12 protein-coding genes are annotated in these 18,179 nt (G+C 65.3%); 4 read left to right on the top strand and 8 right to left on the bottom strand.

Going from position 1 to position 18,179, the window contains the following annotated elements; translation table 11 throughout:
* Positions 1-15: 15 nt before the first annotated feature.
* Genes ACG0Z6_RS03140 through ACG0Z6_RS03115 form a run of 6 tightly spaced genes read right to left on the bottom strand, consistent with a single transcriptional unit; the run spans position 16 to position 9,832 of the window.
* The gene (locus tag ACG0Z6_RS03140) at positions 16-5,946 is read right to left on the bottom strand and encodes a hybrid sensor histidine kinase/response regulator (RefSeq protein WP_394458607.1); all 5,931 of its coding nucleotides are present in this window, start codon (positions 5,944-5,946) and stop codon (positions 16-18) included.
* Between the two features lie 28 nt (positions 5,947-5,974).
* Positions 5,975-8,251 carry a methyl-accepting chemotaxis protein gene (locus ACG0Z6_RS03135; protein ID WP_394458606.1) on the bottom strand — a complete coding sequence of 759 codons (2,277 nt, stop codon included), beginning with the start codon at positions 8,249-8,251 and terminating at the stop codon, positions 5,975-5,977.
* A gap of 54 nt (positions 8,252-8,305) precedes the next feature.
* On the bottom strand, positions 8,306-8,833 hold the full coding sequence (locus ACG0Z6_RS03130; RefSeq protein ID WP_394458604.1) for a chemotaxis protein CheW: 528 nt from the start codon (positions 8,831-8,833) through the stop codon (positions 8,306-8,308).
* Positions 8,834-8,838: 5 nt separating this feature from the next.
* Positions 8,839-9,204: a response regulator gene (locus ACG0Z6_RS03125; RefSeq protein ID WP_394458603.1), complete on the bottom strand. Its 366-nt coding sequence runs from the start codon at positions 9,202-9,204 to the stop codon at positions 8,839-8,841.
* A 27-nt stretch (positions 9,205-9,231) separates the two neighbouring features.
* Positions 9,232-9,627, bottom strand: coding sequence for a response regulator (locus ACG0Z6_RS03120; RefSeq protein ID WP_394458602.1), 396 nt, complete (start codon positions 9,625-9,627; stop codon positions 9,232-9,234).
* Positions 9,628-9,679: 52 nt separating this feature from the next.
* On the bottom strand, positions 9,680-9,832 hold the full coding sequence (locus tag ACG0Z6_RS03115; RefSeq protein WP_394458601.1) for a rubredoxin: 153 nt from the start codon (positions 9,830-9,832) through the stop codon (positions 9,680-9,682).
* Between the two features lie 185 nt (positions 9,833-10,017).
* Between ACG0Z6_RS03115 and thiD the strand changes: the two genes are divergently transcribed.
* From thiD to mpl, 3 genes are all read left to right on the top strand, one after another.
* Complete coding sequence (gene thiD, locus ACG0Z6_RS03110; RefSeq protein ID WP_394458600.1) at positions 10,018-10,968, top strand: bifunctional hydroxymethylpyrimidine kinase/phosphomethylpyrimidine kinase; 951 nt, start codon at positions 10,018-10,020, stop codon at positions 10,966-10,968.
* 123 nt (positions 10,969-11,091) lie between these two features.
* Positions 11,092-12,378 carry a glutamate-1-semialdehyde 2,1-aminomutase gene (gene hemL, locus ACG0Z6_RS03105; protein ID WP_394458599.1) on the top strand — a complete coding sequence of 429 codons (1,287 nt, stop codon included), beginning with the start codon at positions 11,092-11,094 and terminating at the stop codon, positions 12,376-12,378.
* A gap of 11 nt (positions 12,379-12,389) precedes the next feature.
* The gene (gene mpl / locus ACG0Z6_RS03100; RefSeq protein WP_394458598.1) at positions 12,390-13,757 is read left to right on the top strand and encodes a UDP-N-acetylmuramate:L-alanyl-gamma-D-glutamyl-meso-diaminopimelate ligase; all 1,368 of its coding nucleotides are present in this window, start codon (positions 12,390-12,392) and stop codon (positions 13,755-13,757) included.
* A 139-nt stretch (positions 13,758-13,896) separates the two neighbouring features.
* On the opposite strand, the gene ACG0Z6_RS03095 is transcribed toward mpl, so the two are convergent.
* Positions 13,897-15,168 (bottom strand): class I SAM-dependent methyltransferase, encoded by a 1,272-nt coding sequence (locus ACG0Z6_RS03095; protein ID WP_394458596.1) that lies wholly within the window; start codon positions 15,166-15,168, stop codon positions 13,897-13,899.
* 168 nt (positions 15,169-15,336) lie between these two features.
* On the opposite strand from ACG0Z6_RS03095, the gene ACG0Z6_RS03090 reads away from it, so the two are divergent.
* Positions 15,337-16,881 carry a hypothetical protein gene (locus tag ACG0Z6_RS03090; protein WP_394458594.1) on the top strand — a complete coding sequence of 515 codons (1,545 nt, stop codon included), beginning with the start codon at positions 15,337-15,339 and terminating at the stop codon, positions 16,879-16,881.
* Between the two features lie 27 nt (positions 16,882-16,908).
* Here ACG0Z6_RS03090 and argJ read toward each other — a convergent pair whose 3' ends face one another.
* Entirely contained in the window at positions 16,909-18,138 is a 1,230-nt protein-coding gene (gene argJ, locus ACG0Z6_RS03085; protein ID WP_394458593.1) for a bifunctional glutamate N-acetyltransferase/amino-acid acetyltransferase ArgJ, read from the bottom strand.
* Positions 18,139-18,179: the final 41 nt, after the last annotated feature.

Here is an 18,179-nt window from a genome sequence, read left to right as displayed (position 1 = left end):
CAAGAGGGACATGCCTTACGCGTTTGTGGCGGTAGTGTAACGACCGATCAAACGCAACAACAGTTCCTCGTCGTACGGCTTGCCCAAGTAGTCCACAACTCCCAGCTGAAACGCGTACTCGCGGTGCTTGGGGGCGATACGAGACGTGATCATGATCACGGGCAGCTGCGCCAGGCGGGGATCAGCACGCATGTGACGCACCAGGTCAAAACCGTCCATGCGCGGCATTTCGATATCAGAGAGCACCACACTGGGCAGCTCGCTGCCACTGAGCACCTCCATGGCCTCCATGCCGTCCTTGGCCAACATCACGCGCAAGCCCTCTCGCTCAAGCAAGCGCTGCGTGACACGGCGCACAGTCAGCGAGTCGTCCACCACCAAGACTGGCGGTGCGTCGGGGCGCTCTGCCAATTGCATTTGGTGCTGACCCTCGAGCGGTGCGGCGCGCATGAGTTCACGCGACCTGACCCCATAGCGCTGCGCCAGCAAAACAGGGTTGTAGAGCAAAGCCACTTCGCCACTGGCCAGCACGCTGATACCCGACAGACCCGGCACGCGCACCAGCTGCTCGCCCAGACTCTTGACCACCACTTCCTGGTTGCCCAACACCTCATCAACGTGCAAAGCCAGCTGCTGCCCAGCGCTGTGCACCAGCACCAAGGGCACATGGCGCCCCAGCAACTGCGCACGACTGCCTTCACCCAGCAGTGCACCCAGGGCATAGAAAGGCAAGGCATGGCCCGACAGCTCAATCTGACCGCTGGTATAGGCTTGCGCCACCTGCTCCACCGCCACACGCTGCACTGACAGCATCAGCTGCGCGGGCACGGCCACACGGCGCTCGCCCTGGCGCAACACCACCACGCGGGTGAGTGCGGTGGTCAGCGGCACGCGCAGCTCAAAGCGGGTGCCCTCGCCCTGGCGGCTGCGCGCACGCACACCGCCACCCAAGGTTTCCAGCTCGGTGCGCACCACATCCATGCCCACACCGCGCCCCGCCATTTCGGTCAGGGCCTCAGCGGTGGTGAGCCCGGGGGTGTAGATCAGGTCGACAAGCTGCTGCTCGTCCACTGCGCTGTCGGCGGCAATCAAACCTTGCGCCAACGCACGCTCGCGGATGCGGGGCAAATCCAGGCCCGCACCGTCGTCTTCGCAGACGATCAGCACCTCGCTGCCGGAGTGGCTCAAACGCAGCCTCACCTCGCCCTGCTCGGGCTTGCCTGCGCTCAGACGCTGCTGCGGCAGCTCGATGCCATGCACCACGCTGTTGCGCAGCAGGTGCTCCAGAGCACCCGTGAGGCGCTCCAGCACCGCACGGTCCAACTCGATATGCCCACCTTCGATGAGCAGCTGCGCCTGCTTGCCGGTTTCGCGCGCCGCCTGGCGCACCAGGCGGTGCAGGCGTTCACCCAGCGCCGACTCAAAAGCCATCATGCGGGTGCGCAGCAAATCGTCCTGCAGCGTGCGTGTCAGGCGCAGCTGGGCGGCCAATTCATCTTCACCCGTGCTGACGCTGCGGCGCAGGCCGCGCTGCACGGTGGCCACGTCGTTGACCGACTCGGCCAGCATGCGCGTGAGCTCTTGAAAACGCGTGAAGCGGTCAAACTCCAGCGGGTCAAAATCTTTGCCCGCGTTGTGCGTGGATTCCTGGCGCGCCGTGATGCGCGCCTCAGCCTGCAACTCCAGCTCGCGCAGCTGCGTGCGCAGCCGCTCCAAGTTGTCGTCCAGATCGCCCAGCGCGTGGCGCATCTGGGCCAATTCGGCACCCAGCCGCGTGCGCCGCACAGCCACCTCGCCGGCCAGAGCCGTCATGCGCTCCAGCACCGCGCCGCGCACACGCACCTGCGCCAGCAAGCTGGTAGGAGCTTGGTCCACCAGTGGGGCTGCAGGCGTGGTGTCAAAGCGCGCCCAATCGACCTGCACCTCAGACCGTGCGGGTGCGGCCACAGTGCCGTCTTCGGGTGGCGCAAGCTGGGGCTGGGGCTGTGTCTCGGCCACAGACGCCCTGGTGGGTTGGGCTTGCGTCACTGCGGTCGCAACGCTAGCCCCCAAATCCAAGGCTTGCAGTGCCTGCTCTAGGGCGTCGGCTTCCTCTTGCAAAGCCGCCAGAGCCGAAGGGCCCGCGCCATGCGCCAGCAAGCGTTCAATTTGAGATTCCAGCTCATGCGCCTGTTCGCCCACACCCATGGCACCGGCCAGGCGCGCCCCCCCTTTGAATGTGTGCAGCACGCGCATGGCCAGCACACCTGGCGCACTGTGCTCAGGCTGATGCCCCCAGCTGCGCAGGGCACCGTGCAGCTCTGTCAAAAGCTCGCGCGCCTCTTCCAGGAAGATCTGCAGCAGCTCGGCGTCCACATCCTCAGACAGGGGCTGTTTGATCGAGATGTCACTGCTGGCAGACAAGGGCAACACCGAGTCCTGCGGCTCCTTGCGCGGCACATCGGCAGCAGGGTAGTGCTGCAGGCGTTCGATCAGAACCTCGGGCGCTTCGCGCCAGAAACCTGCGGCGAATTGATGCAGGAGCTGGCGGATTTCTTGTGCTGCTTGCAGCAAAAGCTCGGCATCGGGCTCCAGCACATCGGCGCAGCGCACCAGCGCATGCTCCAAGGCTCGCGCCAGCTGCGAAAGGCTTTGGTGGCCCACGGTGGCCGAGCTGCCAGCCAGCGCATGGGCCAGCGCGTCCGCGCCCTGTGGCAGATCACTGCCAGGCACAGCGGCCCACTCTTGCAGCAAGGTAATGAGCTGACGCGAGCGCTCGTCGGCCTCGTTGAGAAAGATATTGAACAGCGCGATGGGCACACGCAGCGGCCCGATCACCTTGGCGCCCTCGGCGTCATCGGTGGCGGGCGCTTGGTCCTCATCCGGCAGCAAGGGTGCGGGAGCGCTCAGCGCCGTGCCACCGACCAGACTCAAAACTGCCCTGGGTTCGGCGACTTGCGCATAGGCCGCTGTTTCTGGCTCGGTTTGGGCTTCAACGTCGGCGTCGGTTTCAGTGTCAGCTTCAGAACCCGGTTCAAGCACAGCTGAATTTTGGTCCTGCGCGGGTTCACGCGTGAGGTCCAAATCCAGCCCAGCGAACTCTGGCGGCAGGGCCATCAGCTCGGACACATCTGGGGCAGCCATGGCCTCGGGCGCCAGCTCGCCCGGCACCGACTCATCCTGCGCCAAATCGGTAGCGGCAGGCGTGGTGATTTCACCCAGATCAAGGTTGAAGGCAGAGGTGTCGATATCAGCCTTGCCCTGCGCGGCCTCGGTGGGATCGAGACTGAGGTCAAGATCCAGCAGCAGGGGCAGCCCCTGCACCTCCAAGGTCGACGCCGCCTGCACAGGCGCGACTGACCGGGCCCCGACGAGATCGCGCTCGTCCACGGTTTCGGTAATGGTGGGCAGCTCCACCACATCGTCGAGCTGGGGCAACTCCAGCGCTGCGGTGGGCTGCGCGGGCATATCAGCCAGAGCGGCTGGCAGGGTCTCCATCGCCGAGGGAGATGGCGCTTGCGGCGCCATCTCCACGGTCTCGTGCAATTTTGGCGCCAAGCGCTGTGCGGTGTTGACCCGCCGCGCGGCGCGCCAGGCCAGGGCGTGCTGGCACAGCATCTCGGGCGAAGCCTCGGGCTGCTGCTGCTGCATCAGCGCCTGCACCCACTGGGCCAGGGCCTGCAGCGCAGCCGTGCTCAAGTCCAGCAGGGCCGGGTCAACTTGCGGCTGCGCCAGAGCAAGGCAATCGTTGTAGCACTGCTCGTAGGCCCATGCGGTAGCGCCAAAGTCGTTGAGCCCGACCATGCGCGAGCTGCCTTTGAGCGTATGAAAAGCGCGGCGCACGGTGGTGATCTCGGCCTCGGCTGCGGGCTGCAATTGCAGCCGAGCCAGCCCTTCGCGGGCTTGCTCCAGCACCTCTTGGGCTTCTTCCAAAAAGACCTCAAGCATGTCCTGATCGAGGTGCTCCGGCGTGGCAGCACTGGGCGCAGACTGCGGGAGCTCAGAGGGTGCGCAGGCAAGCTCGGTCCCACCATGGCCCAGCATCTGCTGCTGCACCTGCTCTACGGCAGCCACCACATCCGGCGCATCGGCCGCGCGGGCTTGCAGCGAGAGGCGCTCGAGCTCCTGTGCCACCTCGGTAGGGTTGTGTTGCGCGTCGTTGAGCGCTGCAGCGGCGGCCTGGGTCTGCGCACGCAGTCGGTCAGCTTCGTTGATGCGGCTTTGCTGCGGCTGCACCGTGGGCGGCTGCAACATGCCGCTGCTGGCGTCAAAACGGAACATCTTGGTGGTGAGCTTGGGCTGCACCAAGAGCATGTCAATCAAAAACCCCAGCGCGCCCAAATTGCGGGCCAGGCGGTCAAACGCAGCCTGCTGCTGTGACGCAACAGGTTGCGACTGCGCCAGAGCTTGCACCTCCTGGCGCATGCTCTGAACCACTTGAACCGCGGGCTCCAGCGCCAGCACATGGAACACCCCGCGCATGGCCTGCAACAAAGCGGGCACCGCTTCGAGAAAGTCCGTGCGATCAGGGCGACGGAAGTACTCGTCCACCAAACGCTCCACCTCGCCCAGGCTCAAGCGCAGCTCGTTCACCACCGAGCCGAGGTTTTGGCGGTCGGCAACACGACGGTACAAGTCCTCCATCCAGGGCTCTGGCATGTCCAAGCTGTGGCGGCGCAATGCCGCGTCCAGCCTGGCCGCCAGCGACTGCACACGCAGCGCTTGCTCGGCCTGATCGTAGGCCTCGTTTTCCAAGGTGGCCTCGACGTAGAGCAGACAAGTCGCCAGCTCCATGGCCAGCGTCGGCGATGGGGGCTGACCGCTAGTCAGCGTGGCGGCCACGGCTGTGCGCAGGCTTTGCGCCAGCGTCGCACCACGCGGGAACAGGCGCTCCAAACTCAGTCCGAGGTCCTGCGCACAAGCGTCCAGCGGCGCGGCGCGGTGCATCTCGCCATCAGCCACCGAAGCCCAGTTGTCTTTGAATTGCTGGACCTGGCGTTTGGCCTGTTGCACCCAGGCCGGGTCAATCCGCCCCAGACTGTCGTCCTCATAGCTGCCCAGTGTTTGGCGTAGGCCATAGGCCTCGCGCACAGCTGCAATGCGGTGCGAAAAGGCCTGATGCTCGGCACGCAGCTCCTGCCCCAGAGTACAGAAAAACAGCAGGTCTTGGGCGAGGCGCTCCGAGGCGGGCGCCTGTGCGCCGGCTTTGAGCTGCGCCAGCAACCTCGACCCCATGCGCTTGACCTGCACGTCCTCGTCAAACAGGCCCAGCGCCAGTGATTGATACATGGCCGCTGCCAACATCCAAAGCGTGCAGGCTCGCTCGTCTTGCAGACTGCGTGCGTAGCCCGCGCAGATGTCGCTCAACAGCAGTGCCTGGCCCGGTGTGGGCTGGCGCATTTGGCGCAGCAAGGTCAGCTCAAAGGGTGACCGCGCTTGCTCCGCACTGAGCATCCGGGCGCTGACATCGGCGGCCACCGGCCGCCACTCCCAGGGGTGCTCCCACAAATCAGCGGGGTGAATGCGTTCGGCACCATTGGCCTGCTGCAGCGTTCGATAGGCCGGAAACAGCGACAGCGCGTGCACGGGATTGCCCGCGAGCTGCTTGGCCAAGAATGACAACACTGCAAAGTTGGCACGCTCGATATCGTCTTGCTGTGCAGCTTCCAGACGCTCGGGTTGCGCCGCGAGGCTTTTCAATTCGGCTTCTGCTGCACGCAACACCCGTGAAGCTGCCCCCTGGCCCACCATGGCCAGGGCGCCCGCGGCCTGGTGCATCTGGTGTGCAGCGGTGTGCAGGTGCTGCACATGGCTGTCGTCGGGCCGCAGGGCCGAGCGCTGGCGCTTGTCGCGCAAGGCCCGGCGCAGGATTTTGTGCACTGACTCCAGGGAGTGATGCACCTCCTCCTTCACCCAGGCCAAAGGGCTGAGATCCAGAGTCGACTCGGGTTCGCGCTTGAGATCCATGCTGCAGCTTTAGTCCTTGGGGGCGAACTCAGGAAATCTTGAAGCGCGACACCGATTGCTTGAGCGCCTCGGCCGACCGCGACAACTCATGCACCATCTGGGCCGTGGAACGCGTGCCATCAGCGGTCTGCTCTGTCACCGCAAAAATATGCTGGATGTTGGTGCCAACCTCGTTGGCCGCTCGGGCCTCGGCCAGTGCAACCTCAGAAATCTGCGCAATCAACATGTCCAGGCGGCGCGACACAGCATCAATTTCTTCCAGCGCCTGTCCGGCCGCGTCAGACAGCTGCGTCCCTTGTACCACCCCCAGTGTGGAACGCTCCATGGCAGCCACAGCATCGTGGGTGTCGGTCTGAATGGTTTTGACCAGCGCAGCAATGCGTCGGGTGGCACCAGCCGAGCGTTCGGCCAGCCGCTGCACTTCTTCTGCCACCACCGAGAAGCCTCGCCCGGCCTCGCCTGCCGAAGCGGCTTGAATGGCAGCGTTGAGCGCCAGCACATTGGTCTGCTCGGTAATGTCGGAAATCAGCTCCGTGATCTCGCCAATTTCCTGGGAGCTCTCGCCCAGGCGTTTGATGCGCTTGGAGGTCTCCTGGATGTGGTCGCGAATCTGGTTCATGCCGCCGATGTTGTTCTGCATCGCCTGCAGACCTTTTTCAGCAGACTGTCGAGACTGGCGCGCCACCGCGGCGGTGGACTGCGCTTGCGCCGACACCTCATTGATGCGCTGAGCCAGCTGCAGCACCGCCTCGCCGGTGGCGCGAATTTCGCGCAGCTGCTCGGTCGATGCCGCCAGCAGCTCGGTCGATGTTTGGTCCACCTGGGCAGTGGTGCCCGTGACACGCTCTGCCGTGGTTTGCACCTGTTGCACGAGCGAGCGCAGCTCTTCCACCGTGTAGTTCACCGAATCGGCAATCGCGCCGGTGATGTCCTCCGTCACCGTGGCCTGGTGCGTCAGATCGCCCTCAGCCACTGACTGCAGCTCGTTCATCAAACGCAAAATCGCGGCCTGGTTGGCGTCGTTGATGCGCTTGGCCTCGGCCTCCTGCTGCTCGGCCTGACGCCGTTGGAATTCAGCCTGCCGAGCACGCTGTGCTTGCGAGCCCACGTACAGACGCAAAAAGCCCGCCGCACCGGCCAGCAAGGCGGCCAGAGAGCCCAACATCAGCATCAGCACAACGGGGTTCAAGCCACCTTCGGACTCCAGGGCTTGCGCCACACCGTCCAGGCCCACACGCAGGGCTTCGCTATCGGACAAGATGGCAGTCTGCGCCTCGCGCACCGACACCAGGCCCTGCAGGTTGGTCAGAATAGCCCCCGACTCCTTGCGCGTCTGCTCGAACTGCTCAATCAGGGCTTTGAGTCGCTCGCGCACTTGCGGATCTTTGGCTGGTGACAAATGCAGCTCGGCATTGCCGTCCACCAAAGCCTGGGAAATGTCTCGAAACGCCTTCAAGTCCTTGCCCAGCAAGAACACAGCCTCGGGGCTGACACCTTCGGAGGTGAGGAATTCGTTGGCGCTCTTACCGATACGCTGGGTCAACATCACCAGTTGGCCCAGCGCTGAAATCTCAGCCGCGCTGGCTGCACTTTGCAGCGACATGGCCGCCACAGCCTCAGCGCTCTCCAGCAGGTCCGAGGACTGACGGTTGATGACGCGCAGCGCCTGTCCCACCTGGGTCAACACCTTTTCCTGGTCCAGCACGACCTTGGCGTTTTTCTCAGCGTTGTCCACCATGGGCAGCAGGGGCTCGAGCAGGGTCTGCACAGCCCCCGGAGCCTTGGCCAATTCCCCGTCGCCAATGCGCAGGTCACGCACCACGCTCGTGAGAACTCGGGTGGCCTCGCGCATTTCCTCAAACGAACTCTTGCTACCTTGCAGCGCCGTGGAAGCGCCTTTGGCCAAGCGTTGCGACTGCATCATGGCCTGGCCCGTGGCCCGCACCTGAGCCGCGCTGCGATCCGACGCCACCAAGCTGTAGCCCACCGTCAGGGTGCTGCCCACCAAACCGGCAGCAACCAGCACGGCCAGCAAGTTTTGACGCCGGTCGCGTTGCGGTGCCGCCAGTGCGTCAGGATCAGGCAATTCAGAGCTCAGACGCGAAGTCTCGAATTCCTGCGTGCTGTCCTGAAAATTCAAGCTGCCGACTTCCGGCTCAGACACCCGCGCAGATTCAGCCACGACGGTCACGGTCGAAGGCAGGCTTGCGCCTTGCTCGGTGAGCTGATGGGTGCTTAGCGAGTCACCGTCATGGCCTGCCTCGGCCTTGGCACGGTCGGCCGCCAGTTTGTCCAGAAGATTCATCTCACCCCTCCAAATACCTGTTTGAGTTCTGGTCTCAGGCGCGGGCACCGGCACTCAGTGCGACGCGATCTGTAAAAAGCTCGGCGTCGAGGCCAAGACCTGTAAATCCAGCACCTGCCATGAACGCCCCTCAGCGTCACGCAGGCGCTGCGCAGCAAAGCTCGGGCGTCGCGGCACCGTCGCGTCTTCGGGCTCGCGGCGCAGCTGCTCCTCCATGCGCAAGCCCAGCAACTCATCCACCAACAAGGCGCAATTGAGACCCAGCTCGGACTGGAAAGACACCAAGCGCTGCCCCGGCGCGGCCGAGGCAGCGCTGCGCAAGCCCAGGAATTGCGCCAAGTCCACCACGGTGTAGAGCCCGCCGCGCAAATTGGCCACGCCCAACAACCACGGCACGGTATGAGGCACGGCAGTCATGGCCGTTGGCGTGAAGATCTCGCCAGCCTGGCGCAGCGACAACAGCACACCCAAGCCCGCACACTCCACCGCCAGCCACTGAGCCGCGGCAGAAACCTCCCGGACTGCCTGCATGCGCAGGGCCAGCCGTTGCTGAAGCTCCCTCAGGCCTTGTTTGCCGGACATCGCGCTCAGCCCAGCGCTTTGATTTTGGCCAGCAGCTCGTCAGCCTTGACGGGCTTGACGACATAGTCCCGCGCGCCTTGGCGAATGCCCCAGACCTTGTCGGTCTCCTGGCCCTTGCTGGTACACATGATCACGGGCACATCGGCATAACGCAGGTCTCGCGTGATGCTGCGAGTGAGCTGAAAACCGTTCTGCCCCGGCATCACCACGTCCATCAGGATCAGATCCGGCTTTTCTTGTTCCAGCGCCTTGAGCGCCTCTTCGCCGTTTTCCGCAGTGCGCACCTGGTAGCCCCGCTTGGTCAGGATGTCGCTGAGGTGGTGCAACTCCGTCTTGGAATCGTCTACGAGCAGAATTTTCTGGATCGGCATGTGTACTCCCCGCATGCGCGGCCGCAATCAAGCAGCCCGACGGTGCTGCTCGACGGCTTGCAGCAACTGGTCTTTGGTAAAGGGTTTGGTGAGGTAATCCTGCGAGCCCACCATGCGTCCGCGGGCCTTATCGAACAAGCCGTCTTTGGAGGACAGCATGACTACAGGCAAGGCTGCGAACTGTGGGTTGCGCTTGATGATGGCGCAGGTTTGATAGCCATCGAGGCGGGGCATGAGGATGTCGCAAAACACCAAGTCGGGCTGGTAGTCGCACAGCTTGGAGAGCGCGTCAAACCCATCTTCGGCCAGGACCACCTCGTGCCCACCTTGGCGCAGAAAAATCTCTGCACTGCGGCGGATGGTGTTGCTGTCATCAACCACCAGCACCCTGATGCCGGACTGTGTTTGTACGTGATCGACCAATCCCCACCTCCCTCAAAACAGAGCGGGTCGACCAAGGCCGCCCGCGCTGTGCTTAGATCTGGACCATTTCGAAGTCGTCCTTGCGGGCGCCGCACTCGGGACAGGTCCAGTTCATATCGACATCGGCCCAGGCAGTGCCGGGTTGAATTCCGTGCTCGGGATCACCTGCTGCTTCGTCGTAAATCCAGCCGCAAATGAGGCACATCCAGGTTTTGGGTTCCGCCACGATTTCCTAGTTATGGGTCACTACAATGATGCGCAAGATTGTAGCCACCGACCTGGTGCGTCCCAGCGCGAATAAATACCAATGCTGTATCGCACAAGCTCGTTCTGTAACACCCTTGATTCAGGTCAGCCCTGAGTCTCACCGGGGCTTGGGCCCCACCACCCATGAGCCGTCCTGACCACATTGCCCCCCCTGAATCCGACGAGCAGGAGGCCCCCGCTCCAGCATGTGTGATGAGCTTCAACGCCAGCGACGCTTCCGGCGCGGGCGGGCTGGGTGGCGACGTTGCCACCATTGCGGCCATGGGGGCGCATGCCTTGCCGGTGGTCACCGCCATCGTGCTGCGCGACACGGCCGAGGTCTTTGAGCACAGCACGCTCGAAGGCGAAACCATTGTTGACCAGGCCCGCTCCATCTTGGAGGACGTGCCCGTGACCGCCTGGAAGGTGGGCTTTTTGGGCAATGCCGAGGCCATCTCAGCCGTGGCCGAGGTGCTGGCCGACTACCCCGACGTGCCGCTGGTGGCCTATATGCCCAGCCTGGCATGGTTGGACGAAGAAGAGCAGCACAGCTATATGGACGCGTTTCGCGAACTGGTGCTGCCCCAGACCGCCGTGCTGGTGGGCAACCACACCACGCTGACCGATTTCCTGCTGCCAGACTGGGATGCGGGCCGCCCCGCCAGCCCGCGTGAGCTGGCCGTGGCCGCAGCGCAGCATGGCGCGGCCCATGTGCTGGTGACGGGCATCAGCACCTCGGGCCAGCATGTGGACAACGTTTTGGCTGCACCGCAAGGGCCCATCACGGGCGAGAAATTCGAGCGCTTCGAGGCCTCCTTCCTGGGTGCGGGCGACACGCTGTCGGCCGCCATGGCGGCCTTGCTCTCGGTGGGTGCAGACATCCCCAGCGCCGTGGGCGAAGCCCTGGCTTTTCTGGATCAGGCGCTGGAAGCCGGCTTTCGGCCGGGCATGGGCAATGTCGTGCCGGACCGCTTTTTTTGGGCCCTGCCGCCCGAAGATGAAGAGGCTGCAGGCGTGGACATCGGCACCTATGCCCAGCCCGATGAAGAAGACCCTCAACCCATGCCGCGCCCACCCAGCAAGCGCATGCACTGAACATGGCCCGGACAGGCGCCTCGCACACAGGCGCTGCCCGAGCTTCCTCGCCGCGCTGCGCCCTGCCCGCTTTGCCGCAGCACCGCGCCAGCGAGCGCCACTTTGTGAAGACGACACATCCTCATGAGCCGCAACCAAACCCTGTTCGAGCGCGCACAGCGCGTCATCCCTGGCGGTGTGAATTCACCCGTGCGCGCCTTTCGCGCCGTGGGCGGCACGCCACGCTTCATTCAGCGCGGCCAAGGCGCCTACATCTACGACGCTGATGCCAAGCGTTACATCGATTACATCGGCTCCTGGGGCCCGATGATTCTGGGCCACGGCCATCCGGCCGTGCTCGAGGCCGTGACCAAGGCGGCGCAGGAAGGTTTCTCCTTCGGTGCGCCCACCGAGCGCGAAATCGAGTTGGCCGAGGAAATCCTCAAGCTCGTGCCCAGCATGGAGCAGGTGCGTCTGGTGAGCTCAGGCACCGAAGCCACCATGAGCGCACTGCGCCTGGCGCGCGGCGCCACGGGCCGCAGCAAGTTCATCAAGTACGAGGGCTGCTACCACGGTCACACCGACAGCCTGCTGGTCAAGGCGGGCTCGGGCCTGGCCACTTTTGGCCACCCCACCAGCAGCGGCGTCACCCCGGGCGCGGCGCAAGACACGCTGGTGCTGGAGTACAACAACCTCGCCCAGTTGGAAGAAGCCTTCCAGCGCCACGGCAAGGAACTGGCGGCCGTCATCATCGAGCCCATTGCGGGCAATATGAACTTCGTGCGCACCCAGCTGGCCTATATGAAGCGGCTGCGCGAGCTGTGCACGCAGCACGGCGCGCTCTTGATCCTGGACGAGGTGATGACGGGCTTTCGCGTTGGCCTGCACAGCGCCCAAGGCCACTATGCCCAGCTGATTCCTGGCTTCAAACCAGACATCTCCACCTTCGGCAAGGTGATTGGTGGGGGCATGCCGCTGGCGGCCTTCGGTGCCAGCCGCGACATCATGAAGCACCTGGCCCCGCTGGGCGGGGTGTATCAGGCCGGCACGCTGTCGGGCAACCCTGTGGCCACGGCCTGCGGCTTGGCCACGCTGCGCGAAATCCAAAAGCCCGGTTTCTTCGAAACCCTCTCGGCCCGCACACGCCGCCTGGTGGACGGTCTGGCAGCCGTGGCGGCCGACAACGGCGTGCCCTTCAGCGTGGACGCACAGGGCGGCATGTTTGGCTTCTTCCTGTTCCCGCAGCTGCCGCAAAACTACGCCACGGTGATGAGCACGGACAAAGAGCGCTTCAACCGCTTCTTCCACGCCATGCTCGATGCCGGGGTCTACCTCGCCCCGGCGCTGTACGAGGCGGGCTTTGTCTCGGCCGCCCACACCGACGCCGACATCGACGCCACCCTGGAAGCCGCACGCAGCGCACTGCGCTGAGGCCACACGCCATGCACATTCACATCCTCGGCATTTGTGGCACCTTTATGGGAGGCTTGGCCGCGCTGGCGCGCGAAGCCGGGCACACCGTGACAGGCTGCGATGCCAACGTCTACCCGCCCATGTCCACCCAGCTGCAGCAGCTGGGCATTGAGCTCATCAGCGGCTTTGGTGTTGAGCAACTCGCGCTCAAGCCCGATTTGTTCGTCATCGGCAACGTCGTGACGCGCAGCGCCGAGGGGCGTTTCCCGCTGATGGAGGCCATTCTGGAACAGGGTCTGCCCTATACCAGCGGCCCGCAATGGCTGGCCGAGCATGTGCTGCAGGGCCGCCATGTGATGGCCGTGGCCGGCACCCACGGCAAGACCACCACCACCTCCATGCTGGCCTGGATTCTTGAGCACGCAGGCCTGAAGCCGGGCTTTTTGGTCGGTGGTGTGCCGCAGAACTTTGGCGTGTCGGCGCGGCTGGGCGAAGGCGCACCCTTTGTCATCGAGGCCGACGAGTACGACACGGCCTTCTTCGACAAGCGCAGCAAGTTCGTGCACTACCGCCCCCGCACGGCGGTCTTGAACAACCTCGAGCACGACCACGCGGACATTTTCCCCGACCTGGCCGCCATCGAAACCCAGTTCCACCACCTGCTGCGCACCGTGCCGGCCAGCGGCTGTGTGGTGGTGAACGCGCGCGAAGAGGCGCTGCAGCGCGTGCTCACCCGCGGCTGCTGGAGCCAGGTGCAGCGTTTTGGCAGCCGCAAGGAAGAACCCGGCACGCTGCGCGCACGCGGCGAGCCGCATGACTTCGACGTGCTGCGCGGTGCGCTCAAAGTGGCGCATGTGAAGTGGGATCTGGCCGGCGAGCACAACCAGCTCAACGCGCTGGCGGCCATGGCCGCGGCCGAGCATGTGGGCGTGAGCCCAGAACAATCGGCCGCCGCGCTGGCGCTGTTTCAAAACGTGCGCCGACGCCTGGAGCTGCGCGGCGAGGCCGGTAGCGTGAAGGTCTACGACGACTTTGCCCACCACCCCACGGCCATGCGCACCACCATCAACGGACTGCGCCGCCGCATCCACCCCAACGAGCGCATCCTGGCGGTGTTTGAGCCGCGCTCCAACACCATGAAGCTGGGCACCATGAAGGCCCAGCTGCCCTGGGCCTTGGAAGAGGCGGACCTGAGCTTTTGCAATCAAAGCGGCCTGGATTGGAACGCGGCAGAAGCCCTGGCCCCCCTGGGCAAGCTGGCGCAGTGCTGCGACGGCGTGGACGCGCTGGTGCAAGCCATTGCCACGGCCGCACGCGCGGGTGACCACGTGCTGTGCATGAGCAACGGCGGTTTTGGCGGCATCCACGAGCGCCTGCTCGAACGCCTCAAGACCTGAGCCTGAGGCACAGCCTGTCCACCCTGGCTGTGGACAAGTGGCGGGACAAGCTGGTGCCTGTTGCGCTAAGTGGCTGTCGCCACTAGGGAAATGCTGCAGTGCCGCAAAAAGCGGCACAAACACCCGCCAATTGCGATGTTCAGGTCGGATTCAGTAGTCCGTCGGCCCGCAGCAAGGTCTCCAGGGCCTGCTCCCGCAGCCCGTAAAACGCCTTGATGTCCTGCAGCTGCGCCAACAGTTCGGCCCGGCGCGCCTGACTCAGCGGCTGCTTGCGCCGCACGGCCAGCACCATCTTGTTCTTGCTGGTGTGCTCCAGGGCAATGAACTCGATCACCTGCGTGGCATAGCCCATCAACTCCAGCAGCAGTGCCCGCAGCGCATCCGTCACCATCTCGGCCTCCTGGCCCAGATGCACGCCGTGCTGCAGCAAGGGGCGCAGCGCAGCGGGCGCGCGCAGCTGGGGGCGTATCTGCTTGTGGCAACAGGGGGCGCACATGATGATGCGCGCGCCGCAGCGCAGGCCGTAGTGCATGGCGTAGTCGGTGGCGATGTCGCAGGCATGCAGAGCCACCATCACATCCAGCGGCTGGGCCTCGCGCTCGCGCACATCGCCCTCAGCAAAGCGCAGACCCGCAAGACCGTGACGTTGCGCCAGGGCATTGCACAGCTGCACCAGCTCGGCGCGCAGCTCCACGCCCTCGACCTGCGGCTGCAGGCCCTGCGCCGCCAGGCGGGCGTGCATGGCCACCGTGAGATAGCCCTTGCCGCAGCCAAAGTCAGCCAGGCGCACGGGCGCGCTCAGGTCCGCATCGCGCATGGCGGCATCGAAGAGTTCGATGAATTTATTGATCTGCCGCCATTTGCGTGCCATGGCGGGCACCAGCTGCACCTGGCCGCGCTGCTCATGTGTCAGCCCCAGGTCCTGCCAAAACGGCAGCTGCATGTCCAGCGGGCGCGGCTTGGTGCGGTCGTGGGCAGCGGGCTCGCTGGGCGGCATGGCCTCGGTCTGGCCCTGAGCGCGCGGTGCCACATGCAGCGCAGGCTTGCCCTTGCGGGAAAAGCGCAGCTGCACCTCGTGCGTGGCGGTGTGCAAATGGGCGTGCCCAAAGTGTTCGCCCAACAGCGCCTGCAGCTGCGCCAAGCCAGCGGCCAGCTCGTGGTTTTTGGTTTCGTCGCGCGTGCTGTAGCGCCACAGCAGGCTCAGGGCCGGGGCGCCCCGCCATTCGATGCTGCGCACCGTCACGCGCTCCAGCCCGGGGTGGGCTTGTTTGGCGGCGCTGGTGGGCTTGCTCAGCACCAGGCGCTGCAAACCTGCACTGGCCAAAGCCGTGCGCAGCAACTGCATGAAGCGCGCCAGCGCGTCGCCCGAAGTGGCTGGCGTGTCGGCCGGGGAAATCAACTCGGAGAACATGGGCGTGCGTCTGGCAAATAGGACCGATTGTCCCCCACCGTCGCGAGACATCCTCCGGTGTGGCGCGGTTTTTCCTGCCTGCACCGCCGATCAAGCGGCAAGCCCTCCCCGCACAATGCCTATCAAGTCCAAGCTTGGACACCGCCATTTGACTCCCCGCCGTATTGCATGAGTCTGCCCCCCGAGACACTCATCACCACCGTGCTGCGGTGGCACAACCGCCATCCCCTGGCACGCCGCATTCAAAGCAATGACGTGCACACCTGGGGCGTGGTGGCACTGCCTATGGCCCTGCAGCCCAGCGCTGCGGGGGCGCAAGAGCCCGTGCTGGAGGCCCCAGCGGGCAGCGCCGAGCACGCCGCACCTACAAACCCTGCCCCCGCCGAAGCTGCGGCAGACGCCGCCGAAGGCCCACCCAGCGAACTGCTGGCTGGCTTGCTCAAGGACGAAGGTGAGGCGCCCGCCACAGCACCTGCGGCAGCGCCAGCGCCGAGCACGCCACCCGCCAGCACTGCAGCTCCCGCCCCTGCCCACGCCACCGAGCCCGGCGCCGCAACGCCCAAAGCCCCGGCTTGGCGCGCCTGGCTGAGCTTTCTGCCGGGGCAAGGTCCTGCGGCCAGCGGGCTTTTTAGCGAACGTTTTTTGCACGGGCTCTCGCCCAAGCGCATTGCGCGGTTTGCAGCCCGGCATGGCTGGACAGCCTCCCCCGCCCCTAACGCCTGGCCGCTGCGGCGCATTGCTGCAGACCCACGGCTGGAGCCACCATCCGGCCAACAAGCTGGCGCGCTCTATCTGTTGACTGTGGCCATAGACGCGGGTCCCATGCGCAGCCGCGTGCTGGTGGGGCAAAACGGCCAGATCCTAGGAAGGCGCTGCCTGGCCCCCAAACGCATGCTGCTGGCCGCTTTGGTGTCGCTGCTCTTGCTCAGCTGCGGCTTGCTGCTGGCCTGGAAGGCCCAGGTGCGCGCGCACGAAGCCGAGGTTCAAGCCGCCGCCGACGCCGCATCGGCCGCGGCGGCCGCTGCAGCAGCTTCGGCAGCCAGTGCGGCGGCGGCCCAGGCTGCTGCTGCGGCAGAAGCCGCTGCATCGGCGGCAGCCGCGGCATCAGCAGCTTCTGCCGCGGAGCTGGCGGCCAGCGCAGCGTCCGAGGCGGCGTCAGAGCCCTCTGCGGCCGAGGCAGCCTCGGCTCCTGCCAGCGCCGACCAAGCCGCCAGCGACGCACTGGCCCCCGCTGGCAGCGTGCCCGACATCCGCCCCCGCCTGGTGGACCCCAAAACGGGGCGCCCACCGCTGCATGCGAGCGTCAACAAGGCCGAGAAAGCCCCTGCGCCCACCCCAACCCCAACCACCCCCGCCGAGCCCAGCAAACCCGCAGCTCCGGGCAAATCTGCGGCGGCCAGCAGCCCGGCCGTGCCGCTGGAGGAAAGCGGCTTGGTCGGCTCCTTGAAGCGCGCCGCACAACAAAGCGACGCCCATGTGGCGCTGGTCGGCGCAGCCTTCAAAGACAAAGCCCAAGCCCAGGCCCAGCTCGAACGCATGCGCGAGCTGGCGCAAACCACCTGGTCTGAGGCCAACAAGCTGCAAGGTGGGGTGTTTCAATCAGCGCAGGGATGGCGCGCCGCCCTGTGGCCGTTTGACTCGCGCGAGCAGGCGGCTCTCATTGGCGCCACCATGGTGGCACGCGGCGTGCGTGCGCGCCCGGTGGAGTTTTGAGCGGCGTTTGAAAACGCGCCGCGCCGTTTACGAGCGGTAGTCGGCGTTGATGCGCACGTACTCTTCGCTGAAATCGCAGGTCCACACCAGCGCCTGCGCAGTGCCGCGGTTCAGGTTCACATGCACGGTGATTTCTGCCTGACGCATGACGCGCTGACCATCCTCTTCCCGGTAGCTGGGGTGGCGTCCGCCGCCCGTGACCACATGCACATCGTCGAGGTACAGCTCAATGCGGGACTGGTCCAGATCGGCAATACCGGCATAGCCCACGGCCGCGAGGATGCGCCCCAGATTGGGATCACTGGCAAAAAACGCCGTCTTGACCAAGGGAGAGTGCGCCACGGCATAGGCCACCTGGCGGCACTCGGCTTCGTCACGCCCGCCGCTGACCTGCACGGTGATGAATTTGGTGGCGCCTTCGCCGTCGCGCACGATGGCCTGAGCCAGCTGCTGCGCCAGCGCGGTGAGCGCCTCACGCAGCGCGCGGCCTTCGGCGCTGTCAAGCGCTGTGATGGGCGCATGCCCGGCCTGGTGCGTGGCAATGAGCACAAAGGAATCGTTGGTGGAGGTGTCGCCGTCGATGGTGATGCGGTTGAACGAGGCATCGGCCACTTCGCGCAGCAGGGGCTGCAGCAGGTCGGGGGCGATCACCGCGTCGGTGGCCACAAAACCCAGCATGGTGGCCATATTGGGCCGGATCATGCCCGCCCCTTTGGAGATGCCGGTGAGTGTGACCGTGCGGCCCTGGATCTGGATCTGGCGCGACGCTGCCTTGGGCAAGGTGTCGGTGGTCATGATGCCTTCGGCCGCCTCGGCCCAGGCGTCTGCGCGCACGGCCGCCAAGGCCGCGGGCAGGCCCGCCACGATGCGGTCCACAGGCAGCGGCTCCATGATCACGCCGGTCGAAAACGGCAGCACCTGCTGCGGCTGCAGCTGCAGCAATTGCGCCAGCGCAGCACAGCACTGGCGCGCGTCGTTGAGCCCGCTGCTGCCCGTGCCCGCGTTGGCGTTGCCGGTGTTGATGAGCAAGGCGCGAATGCCCAGGTCTTGCTGCAAATGCTCGCGGCACAGCTGCACCGGGGCGGCGCAAAAACGGTTGGCCGTGAACACGCCAGCCACACTGGCACCCTCGTCGAGCAAGAGCACGGTGAGGTCTTTGCGCTGGGCCTTGCGCACGCCCGCCATGGCAATACCCAGGCGCACGCCGGGCACAGGCAGGATTTGAGCAGGGTCAGGAGCTTGCAGAAGTACGGGCATTGTTTTGAATTTATTGAGCAGGTTGAAGAGGCGTCGCCATG

The sequence above is a fragment of the Roseateles rivi genome (assembly GCF_043555845.1).
Lineage (GTDB): Bacteria > Pseudomonadota > Gammaproteobacteria > Burkholderiales > Burkholderiaceae_C > Roseateles > Roseateles rivi.
The sequence above is the reverse complement of the archived record's forward strand: the minus strand, read 5'-3'. Positions and strand labels throughout refer to the sequence as shown.